This window comes from Streptomyces sp., from assembly GCF_036524955.1.
Lineage (GTDB): Bacteria > Actinomycetota > Actinomycetes > Streptomycetales > Streptomycetaceae > Actinacidiphila.
The window spans coordinates 1-9,423 of sequence record NZ_DATDBG010000125.1; the positions used below are offsets into that span (position 1 = coordinate 1).

Here is a 9,423-nt window from a genome sequence, read left to right on the forward strand (position 1 = left end):
GGCGGCCTACGCGAGCGCGTTCACCGAGGCGTACCGGCGGTACTGCTGGACCACCGACGGGCTGGACGGCGTCCACCTCGCGCCCTTCCAACTGCTCGCCGTCCAGGACCGCAGCCTCGCCGACCTGCCGCACGACCGGCAGCTCGCCCTCATCGACCGCCTGGTCGAGGCCGACCCCACGGGGCTGCTGCGCGCCACCGGCCGGCTGCTGGTCGACACCGGGGACGACGCCTCCGTCGCGGCAGGCGTGCGCTGGTGGCTCGACCTGACCGAGGCGGGCGGTGAGGGCATGGTGGTCAAACCCCTGGGCGCACTCGTACGCACCGAGTCGGGCCGCCTCGTGCAGCCCGGTATCAAGTGCCGTGGCCGGGAGTACCTGCGTATCATCTACGGCCCCGAGTACACCCGCCCCGAACACCTGGCCCGCCTGCGCCACCGTTCCCTCGGCCACAAACGGTCGCTGGCGCTGCGCGAGTACGCCCTCGGGCTGGAAGCCCTGGACCGCCTCGCCGCGAACGAGCCCCTGTGGCGGGTGCACGAAGCGGTCTTCGCGGTGCTGGCGCTGGAATCGGAACCGGTCGATCCTCGGTTGTAGAAGACCGGCTCCGGGTGGTGCGGGCCGCCCGGCGTGGGAAGGTCAGTGCCATGGGATTTCACGTGGACTCCGAGACCGGGCGGCTGCGCCGCGTCATCCTGCACCGGCCGGACCTGGAACTGAAACGTCTCACTCCCACCAACAAGGACGCCCTCCTCTTCGACGACCTGCTGTGGGTGCGCCGGGCTCGGGCCGAGCACGACGGGTTCGCGGACGTGCTGCGCGACCGTGGCGTGGAAGTGCACCTCTTCGGCGACCTGCTCCGGGAGACGCTGCTGCTCCCGGAGGCCAAGGGACTGGTCCTGGACCGGGTGTTCAACGAGAAGGAGTACGGTCCGCTGGCCACCGATCCCCTGCGGGCCGCCTTCGACGAGCTCACCGCCGCCGAGCTGACCGAGGCGCTGGTCGGGGGCATGACCAAGCGGGAGTTCCTGGACCGTTTCCCCGAGCCGGTCTCGATCCGGTTCCACGCCATGGACCTGGACGACTTCCTGCTCAACCCGCTGCCCAACCACTTGTTCACCCGCGACACCTCCGCCTGGGTCTACGACGGGGTCAGCATCAACGCGATGCGCTGGCCCGCCCGGCAGCGCGAGACCGTGCACTTCGAGGCGATCTACCGGCACCATCCGCTCTTCGCCGCCAGCGACTTCCGCATCTGGTCCGAGGGGCAGGCCGCCTACCCCTCGACCATCGAGGGCGGCGACGTGCTGGTGATCGGCAAGGGCGCGGTGCTGATCGGGATGAGCGAGCGGACCACTCCGCAGGCGGTGGAGATGCTGGCGCGCGGGCTGTTCGCCGCCGGTTCGGCGCAGACCATCGTCGCCCTCGACATGCCGAAGGGGCGGGCGTTCATGCACCTGGACACGGTGATGACCATGGTGGACGGCGACACGTTCACGCAGTACGCGGGGCTCGGGATGCTGCGCTCCTACACCATCGAACCGGGCGCGGGCGACACCGACCTCAAGGTCACCGACCACCCGCCGGAGCACATGCACCGGGCCATCGCGGCGGCGCTCGGCCTCGACTCGATCACCGTGCTCACGGCCACGCAGGACGTGCACGCCGCCGAGCGGGAGCAGTGGGACGACGGCTGCAACGTGCTGGCCGTGGAGCCGGGCGTCGTGGTGGCGTACGAGCGCAACGCGACCACCAACACGTATTTGCGCAAGCGTGGCATCGAGGTGATCGAGATCCCCGGCAGTGAACTGGGCCGGGGCCGGGGCGGGCCGCGCTGTATGAGCTGCCCGATCGAGCGGGACGCCGTATGACGCGCGTGACGCCGCAAAGCCGCGAAACCCCCTATTCGACACCAGAGACTGTATAAGAATGCTGATCTTCGTATAGAGTTCCACTGTTCATGGCGCCGCCCGATCTAGGAGTTTCCGCATGGCCGTCGACCTCAAGGGCCGGCACTTCCTCAAGGAGCTGGACTTCACCCCCGAGGAGTTCCGCCACCTCGTGGCGCTGGCAGCGGACCTCAAGGCGGCCAGGAAAGCGGGCGTCGAGCAGCAGCGGCTGCGTGGCCGGAACATCGCGCTGGTCTTCGAGAAGACCTCCACCCGCACCCGCTGCTCCTTCGAGGTGGCCGCCGCCGACCAGGGCGCCTCGACCACCTATCTCGACCCCTCGGGCTCGCAGATCGGCCACAAGGAGTCGGTGAAGGACACCGCCCGGGTGCTCGGGCGGATGTTCGACGGCATCCAGTACCGCGGTCACGGCCAGGCGGTCGTGGAGGAGCTGGCCGCGTACGCCGGCGTGCCGGTCTGGAACGGCCTGACCGACGAATGGCACCCCACCCAGATGCTCGCCGACATCCTCACCATGACCGAGCACAACCCCAAGCCCCTGCCCGAGATCTCCTACGCCTACCTCGGCGACGCGCGCTCCAACATGGGCAACTCCCTGCTGGCCACCGGCGCCCTGCTCGGCATGGACGTCCGCATCGCCGCGCCGGCCGGTCTGTGGCCTGACCCCGCCGTCGTCGCCGAGGCCCGCGGCCTGGCCACCGCCACCGGTGCGCGCATCACCCTCACCGAGGACGTCGCCGAGGGCGTCCGCGGTGTGGACCACGTCCACACCGACGTCTGGGTCTCCATGGGCGAGCCCAAGGAGGTCTGGGACGAGCGGATCGCGCTGCTCAAGCCGTACGCCGTCACCTCCGAGGTGATGCGCGCCACCGGCAATCCGGACGCCACCTTCCTGCACTGCCTGCCCGCCTTCCACGACCTCGGCACCGCCGTCGGCCGTGACATCCACGCCCGCCACGGCCTGGACTTCCTGGAGGTCTCGGACGAGGTCTTCGAGTCCGAGCGGTCGGTCGTCTTCGACCAGGCGGAGAACCGTATGCACACCATCAAGGCGGTCCTGGTGGCGACCCTCGCGGGGGCGTGAGCAGGCCGGTCTGCCCGCGCCCCCGCGAGGTGTCGCGGAGGTTCGGATGTCCCGGAAGAGACCAGCGAATGGCTGCCGGGAGCCCTCGGCGTCGCCGGTGTCCTGGAATGGCCGGTGGCCGTCGGTGTCGGTGTGGGCTACGCCGTACTGCGCAAGGGCGCACGTCACCCTGCGACCGGCCGCGAGCAGGAAACAGCCGGACAGAGGGAGCCGAGCCGGCGAGGCCGGCGTTGCCGGACGGCAGATGTCATTCGTTGTCCTCTGCGCCCCGGCGGTTCATCCGAAGCGTCCGGTGATGTAGTCCTCGGTGCGCTGGTCGGCGGGGTTCGCGAAGATCTTCTCGGTGGTGTCGTACTCCACCAGGCGGCCGTGCCGGACCCCGGAGTCGTCCACGTCGGAGGTGAAGAACGCGGTGTAGTCCGAGACGCGGGCGGCCTGCTGCATGTTGTGGGTGACGATGACGATGGTGAACTCGGTGGCGAGGTCGTCCATCAGGTCCTCGATCTTGGCGGTGGCGATCGGGTCGAGGGCGGAGCAGGGCTCGTCCATGAGGATGACCTCGGGCTTGACCGCGATCGCGCGGGCGATGCACAGTCGCTGCTGCTGGCCGCCCGACAGCGCCAGGGCGCTCGCTTTGAGGTTGTCCCTGACCTCGTCCCACAGCGCAGCGCCGGTCAGGGCTTCCTCCACCAGGTCGTCCAGTTTGCCCTTGACACCGTTCACGCGCAGCCCGTAGGCGACGTTGTCGTAGACCGACTTCGGGAAGGGGTTGGGCTTTTGGAAGACCATGCCGATGCGCCGCCGTACCTCGATCGGGTCGACCTCGGGGTCGTAGAGGTTCTCACCGTGGTAAGCGACCTTGCCGGTGACACGGGCGCCGGGGATGAGGTCGTTCATGCGGTTCAGGCAGCGGATAACGGTGGACTTGCCGCAGCCGGACGGACCGATCATCGCTGTGATCTGGCGGCGGCCCATGGCCATCGTCACCTCTCTCACCGCCTGATGGGTGCCGTACCAGACGTTCAGGTCCGAGACGTGGAAGACCGGGTCGCTCAGGGAGGGGGCCGGGCGGTCCTGGTGCCGCGGCCCGCGTCGGAGGCCGACGGACAGGGAGACGGACGGCGGGGTGGGCTCGGGCGTCCCGGCACCCCGCGGGCTCTCGTCGTTCGGCGGGTTCGTGTGGTTCATGGCGGTTACCAGCGCTTGCCGTAGCGGTTGCGGAGCCAGATCGCGGTGGCGTTCATGACGAGGAGGATGGCGAGCAGGATGACGATCCCAGCCGCGGCGAGGTGATGGAACTCCTCGCGGGACTGGCTGATCCAGCCGTAGATCTGGATGGGCAGCACGGTGTAGGCGCTGTCCAGCCCCTCGGGGTTGAAGGCCACGTACGTCACCGCGCCGAGCAGCAGCAGAGGTGCGGCCTCACCGATGGCCCGGGACAGGGCGAGGATCGAGCCGGTGGCGATGCCGGGAACGGCGGCGGGGAGGACCTGGCGGCGGATGGTCTGCCACTGGGTGGCACCGAGCGCGAACGATGCCTGCCGGATGGACTGCGGCACGGCCCGGATCGCCTCGCGCGAGGCGATGATGACCACCGGTAGTACCAGCAGGGACAGCGTGAGCGCGGCCGTCAGGACGGTGGTGCCGAGGCCGAGTCGGCGGGCGAGCAGTCCGAGGCCGAGGATGCCGTAGATGATGGAGGGGACGGCGGCGAGATTCTGGATGTTCAGCTCGATCAGCCGGTTGTACCAGCGGTCAGGGTTGGCGTACTCCTCCAGGTAGATGGCCGCCATGATGCCGGTGGGCAGGCAGAACAGGGCGGTGAAGGACGTCACCCACACCGTGCCCCAGATCGCCGACTGCGCACCGGCCCGCGCGGGGCGGCGGATGGACGGGAAGTTGGTCCACAGCCGCGAGTCCAGGCGCGGCCACGCCTCGACCACGATGTACGTGAGCAGGACGCCCAAGAAGATGACGGCCACGCCCAGACAGCACAGCAGCAGTAGGCTGAACGCTTTCTCCGCCGGCCGGAAGCGTGGCCCGTTCAGGCGCCGGGGGGCGCCGTCCGGAGGCGGCTTGGCGACGGGGACGACGGTCACTCGTACACCTCCCGAAACCTGCGGACCAGCCGGATGCTGATCATGTTCATCACGAAGGTGATGACGAAGAGCAGCGCGCCGACCGCGAAGATGGTCTTGTACTCGAACGACTGGACAGGAATGTCGCCGGACCCGGCCTGGGCGATGAATCCGGTCATGGTCTGCATGGCGTCCAGCGGGTTGAAGCTGAGCACGGCGCGGTTACCGGACGCGATGGCGACGATCAGCGTCTCCCCGATCGCCCGTGATACCCCCAGCACACAGGCGGCGACGATGCCGGACAGCGCGGCCGGCACCACGACGCGTACGGAGACAATGCGCTTGCCGGAGCCGAGGGCGTAGGCGCCGTCACGCAGCGCGCCCGGCACGGCGGCCATCGCGTCCTCGGACAGGGAGGCGATGGTCGGGATGATCATCACGCCCATCACCAGCCCCGCCGACAGGGCGTTGTTGAAGTCCGGTCCCTCGCCGCCGGGCCAGATGTCCTGGAGCAGCGGGGTGACGAAGGTGAGCGCGAAGAAGCCGTAGACCACGGTCGGAACGCCGGCGAGCACCTCCAGCATGGGCTTGAGGAACTTGCGGGCGCGCCGGTTGGCGTACTCGCTCAGGTAGACGGCGGCGCCGAGACCGATCGGGACGGCCACGAGCAAGGCGATCACGGTGATCAGCAAGGTGGCGTTCAGCAGCGGCAGGACGCCGTACTTCGGGTCTGTGAACAGCGCTGTCCACTCGGTGCCGGTGAGGAAGTCGCCGACGCTGACCCGGCCGAAGAAATCGATGGTGGGCGGGATCAGCGAGATGACGATCCCGGCGGTGGTGGCGACCGAGACCAGGGCGGCAATCAGCAGCAGGCCCTTGATCACCCATTCGCCGTAGCGCGGGCGGCCCCGCCGCAGGGACCGGGGTCGGGCCCCTGCAGCGCTCTCCGACAGCGAATCGGTCACTTCACGGATGCCTTGAGCTTGTCGAAGCTGGACGTGAGAACCGTCTCCTGCTCACTGTTGAGCGGAATGAACCTCGCGTCCTTGGCGATGGACTCGTTGTTGTCGACGTAGTACTCGACGAAGCCCAGCACCTGGGCCTTGTCGAGGGACTCGACGTTCGGGTAGATGAACAGCGGCCGGGACAGCGGCTTGTACGTACCATCCTGCGCGGTCTGGACGCTCGGGGCGACACAGCCGGCCCCACCGTCGATCTTCAGCGCCTTGAGTTTGTCCGTATTTTCCTCGAAGTAAGAATAGCCGAAGTATCCGAGGCCGCCCTTGGAGCCGGCCACGCCCTGCACCGTGACGTTGTCGTCCTCGGTCGGGCTGTAGTCGGTACGGGAAGCGCCCTCCTTACCGTTGATCTTTTCGGTGAAGTAGTCGAAGGTGCCGGAGTCGGTGCCCGCGCCGAACAGCTTCAGCGGCTCGCTGGGGAACGAGGAGTCGACCTGGTTCCAGTTGTTCACCTTGGAACCGGGCTCCCAGATCTTCTTCAGCTGCGCCACGGTCAGGCAGTCCACCCAGTCGGCGTCCTTGTTCACCACGACGGTCAGCGCGTCATTGGCGACGGTGAGCTGCCCGTACGTGATCCCCTTCGCCTCGCAGGCCGACTTCTCCTCGTTCTCGATCGGGCGGGAGGCGTCGGAGATATCCGTCTCGCCCGCACAGAACTTCTCGAACCCGCCACCGGTCCCCGACGTCCCGACGGTGACCCGGACCTTCGGCTGCTCCTCGGCGAAAATCTCGGCCGCCGCCGTGGTCAGCGGCGCCACCGTGCTGGAACCATCCACCGTCACGGTGCCCGACAGATCCCCGCTGCCGGAGGAACTGCCGGTGCCGCCGGCACCGCCACCGCAGGCACTGAGGGCGAGTGCGGCGGCGAACGTCAAAGCCGCCACCCCGACGATCTTTCCCGAACCAGGCGTTCCGTTCACGTCACTCGATCCTTACGTTGTCGGGCCGGCTGCGATACCCGGCTACCGCGGACCCCGCTACGCGAACCCCTCTCTGTCCGCTCGGCCGCCTTCGGCGGCCGAGCGCGCCCCCAGGCGGCCGTGAACCACCAGCGTGTATCCATGGCGCGTGCTCGCAAGCCGACGCGCCCGGGGGTGCCCGTGTCCGAGCACTCGTTCACCGAACTGGCGCCGCGTCCGGTGCCGTCCCGCTCGAGCGCGGCATGCACACGCGGGGCGCCGTGGGTTCCGTGTGACCGCGTATGGACCTGTGTGATCCGCTCGGTCAGCTCGGCGTCACGGATGCGCGGGAGGGCCCCTTCGTCGGTGCGATGTCAGAAGGGGTGTTCGATGCGCCAGGCCGGGGTGGGGCTGTGCCGCTCGATGGGGACCGGGTCGTACGCCTGGCCGTCGATCGGTGTGCACAGCCTGGCCGGCACCCGGCACCCGGCGCCCGGCACCCGGCAGTCGGCAGTCGGCGGGAGCGGGCTCGGCCACCAGGCGGCCGCGCACCTGTCCGCGGAGGAGCGTATACGCGGATGTCCCTGCACCCTGTGCCGTCGCTCTCTTCACGGTGGCCGCGCAGCACGGCGTAGAGCTCCTGGCAGTCGGGCGGCTCAGGGGATGAGGGATCGGTGGGTCAGGTGAACCGGACGAGTTTGGCCGAGCGGGCTTTGCGCCAGGTGGCGGGCAGGGCTTGGCGTGCCTGGCGGGCCAGTTCGTCCTGGCGGGCGTGGAGCCGGCCGTAGCCGTAGGTGTCGTGGCCGGCCGTGCGGGCGCGGGCGGCCAGCTCGGGCAGTTCGGCGCGGGTTATCACGGCGTCCTGGTGCTCGCCGAGCAGTTGTTGGACGGCTTTGGCGCGTCTGCGGAAGCGGTCGGCGGTTTTCCCGGCGTAGGGCACCGCGGACTCGGCGGTGTGGCGGGCGCGTCTGGCGGCTTTGCGTGCGGAGTGCAGCGCCACGTCGCGGTCGGGTCCGCCGGTCGCCTCGGCGGCGGCCTCCATGCGTGCGGTCAGGCGCGCGTGGTCCTGCTGTGCGACCTTCCGCAGGTGGGTGACGGCGGGTTTGCGGGCTCTGCCCTTGCGTAGTGGCGGGTCGGCCTGCAGGTTTTCCAGGGCGTCCAGGAGTGCGTGGTAGCGGGGTCCGTCCAGGGCGGCGACGGCGGCGCGCTGGGCCTGGTCGTGCTGCGCCTGTTCCTCGGCGCCGATCCGCCGGGCGAGCGGGGTGTCGGCCGGGTCGCGCAGTTCGCGGGCCTGCTGCTGGAGCCGCTGGGCGAGGACTTCGTGGTCCCGGGAGTCGCCCAGGACGCCGGTGAGCCAGCGCAGTTCGTCCGCGACGGGTTCGGTGCGTTCACGGTCCAGGACGCGGCGGTGGCTGCGCAGCAGGCTGCGCAGCCTGCGGCTGGTGGTGCGCATGAGGTGGACGGCGTCGGGTTCGTCGGCGCGTACGGCCGCGTCGGTGGCCAGGAGAATGCCGAGCTGCTCGCCGAGCCTGGTCATGACGGCGTCGCCGGCGGAGCCCGGGCGGGGCCGGCGGTCCTGCTCGGGCGTGCCCGCCGTGCCGAAGTCCGGGGGCAGCGTGGGAGCCAGGGCATGGTCGAGTTTGTGCGCACTGGGGGAGGGCCGCCAGCCGTGGTCCACCAGCCAGTCGGCCGCGGCGCGCATCAGTTTGGCGCCGCCTTCGTCTTTCTCGATCTCGATCTCGGACCAGTGGGTGAGCTGAGTGCTGGTGCCGGCGCTGCCGCCGGTACCGCTGCCTTTGCCTTGATCTTTGGCTTTGTCCGTACGGGCGGAGGTGCTGCGGCCGTCGCCGGGGTGCAGGCGCTCGGTGCCCAGGATCTGCGCGGCGACCCGGTCCTGGGCGACCTCGGCGAGGCAGCGGCCCTGCCTGTCCAGCAGCAGGTGGCGCCTGCGGTGGGTGCGCAGGTGGGCGACGGGGATGAGGTCTTCGCCCCGGGTGTAGGCCCTGACGCGGCGGTCGAGTTCGCCGGGGACCTTGCCCGGTCTGCCCGCGCGCAGTGGTGCGTGGATCTCGCGGCGGGCGCCGCCTTCGGCGGGCAGTTTCGCGTGCCAGCCCTCGTCGTGCCCGCCGCTGCGGCGGCGCAGGGTGATCGCGTGGGCCAGCAGGCGCAGGTCGGCGGTGTCGTAGTAGACGGCGTCCAGTTCTTCGGGCTTCTCCTCGCGCACCCGCGCCACGTCGGGCAGCCGCCGCAGGCCGTCGAGATCGAACGTGCCTGGTCCCTCGAACTTGGCTTCCTCTTCGGTGCGGACTGTGGTCATATCGGGCGCCTGCCCGATACCGGGGCCGTCATTCGGCAGGGAGCCGACGGGACGTACGGCGTTCCGGAGACCTACGGCCGTTGCCCCGGCGTTCCCGGCCGTCCCCGTTTACCTTTTT

The 9,423-nt window shown here is 69.8% G+C and carries 8 protein-coding genes and 1 pseudogene; 3 read left to right on the forward strand and 6 right to left on the reverse strand.

The annotated features are described in order from the left end of the window. The 3 genes and pseudogenes from VIW71_RS10645 to argF all read left to right on the forward strand — a co-directional run. Positions 1-595 (forward strand): annotated as a pseudogene (locus tag VIW71_RS10645) (polynucleotide kinase-phosphatase); the annotation flags it as partial. Positions 596-645: 50 nt separating this feature from the next. After that, positions 646-1,869 carry an arginine deiminase gene (locus tag VIW71_RS10650; RefSeq protein ID WP_331621845.1) on the forward strand — a complete coding sequence of 408 codons (1,224 nt, stop codon included), beginning with the start codon at positions 646-648 and terminating at the stop codon, positions 1,867-1,869. A 118-nt stretch (positions 1,870-1,987) separates the two neighbouring features. Beyond that, positions 1,988-2,992 carry an ornithine carbamoyltransferase gene (argF, locus tag VIW71_RS10655; RefSeq protein WP_331621846.1) on the forward strand — a complete coding sequence of 335 codons (1,005 nt, stop codon included), beginning with the start codon at positions 1,988-1,990 and terminating at the stop codon, positions 2,990-2,992. Between the two features lie 276 nt (positions 2,993-3,268). Here argF and pstB read toward each other — a convergent pair whose 3' ends face one another. The 6 genes from pstB to VIW71_RS10680 all read right to left on the reverse strand — a co-directional run bounded on the left by pstB (position 3,269) and on the right by VIW71_RS10680 (position 9,305). Further along, positions 3,269-4,180 carry a phosphate ABC transporter ATP-binding protein PstB gene (gene pstB, locus VIW71_RS10660; RefSeq protein WP_331621847.1) on the reverse strand — a complete coding sequence of 304 codons (912 nt, stop codon included), beginning with the start codon at positions 4,178-4,180 and terminating at the stop codon, positions 3,269-3,271. A gap of 5 nt (positions 4,181-4,185) precedes the next feature. Then, positions 4,186-5,091, reverse strand: a complete 906-nt coding sequence (pstA, locus tag VIW71_RS10665) for a phosphate ABC transporter permease PstA (protein WP_331621848.1) — start codon at positions 5,089-5,091, stop codon at positions 4,186-4,188. Beyond that, positions 5,088-5,954, reverse strand: coding sequence for a phosphate ABC transporter permease subunit PstC (pstC, locus tag VIW71_RS10670; RefSeq protein WP_331621849.1), 867 nt, complete (start codon positions 5,952-5,954; stop codon positions 5,088-5,090). Before pstC ends, pstA begins: the two co-directional genes overlap by 4 nt. A gap of 77 nt (positions 5,955-6,031) precedes the next feature. Continuing rightward, complete coding sequence (locus VIW71_RS10675) at positions 6,032-7,009, reverse strand: PstS family phosphate ABC transporter substrate-binding protein (RefSeq protein ID WP_331621850.1); 978 nt, start codon at positions 7,007-7,009, stop codon at positions 6,032-6,034. Next, positions 7,006-7,332 (reverse strand): IS3 family transposase, encoded by a 327-nt coding sequence (locus VIW71_RS26540; protein WP_414720722.1) that lies wholly within the window; start codon positions 7,330-7,332, stop codon positions 7,006-7,008. Before VIW71_RS26540 ends, VIW71_RS10675 begins: the two co-directional genes overlap by 4 nt. A gap of 335 nt (positions 7,333-7,667) precedes the next feature. Then, a complete protein-coding gene (locus VIW71_RS10680) occupies positions 7,668-9,305 on the reverse strand; it encodes a CYTH and CHAD domain-containing protein (RefSeq protein ID WP_331621851.1) in 1,638 nt (545 codons plus the stop codon). Between the last annotated feature and the right edge of the window lie 118 nt (positions 9,306-9,423).

Coding starts and splice junctions, on each gene's coding strand:
- VIW71_RS10650 (WP_331621845.1), top strand. CDS start 646: ATGGGATTTCACGTGGACTCCGAGACCGGGCGGCTGCGCCGCGTCATC.
- pstB (WP_331621847.1), bottom strand. CDS start 4,180: ATGAACCACACGAACCCGCCGAACGACGAGAGCCCGCGGGGTGCCGGG.
- argF (WP_331621846.1), top strand. CDS start 1,988: ATGGCCGTCGACCTCAAGGGCCGGCACTTCCTCAAGGAGCTGGACTTC.
- VIW71_RS10680 (WP_331621851.1), bottom strand. CDS start 9,305: ATGACCACAGTCCGCACCGAAGAGGAAGCCAAGTTCGAGGGACCAGGC.